Annotated in this window: 1 pseudogene; it reads left to right on the top strand. The window is 36.9% G+C overall.

Features of this window, described 5'->3' with window-relative positions:
• Window positions 1–213: pseudogene (locus H5300_RS28255) on the top strand (hypothetical protein); the annotation flags it as partial.
• Window positions 214–249: the final 36 nt, after the last annotated feature.

Raw genomic sequence — 249 nt, forward strand, 5'->3', positions numbered from 1 at the left:
GTTATTTTTAAAGAAGACGAGCAGCGAATTTACGCCGGGGATTCGGCGTTGAATATGGCTTGTTGTCGTCGCTTTGTGCAGAACCTATTTAGAAAATCAGAGGGTAACTTGTCTGTACCAAGAAAAGGGCGGGATCGAACTTTAATCATTGAAAATAAAGGATTTATTTTACAGGGAACTTTTTTAGATAATCACGATCTGATCATGAAGTAAAAAAACATGAGAAATTCGCACATGATTATCATTGAG

This window comes from Vibrio sp. SG41-7 (assembly GCF_014164465.1).
In the GTDB taxonomy this organism is placed as follows: domain Bacteria; phylum Pseudomonadota; class Gammaproteobacteria; order Enterobacterales; family Vibrionaceae; genus Vibrio; species Vibrio splendidus.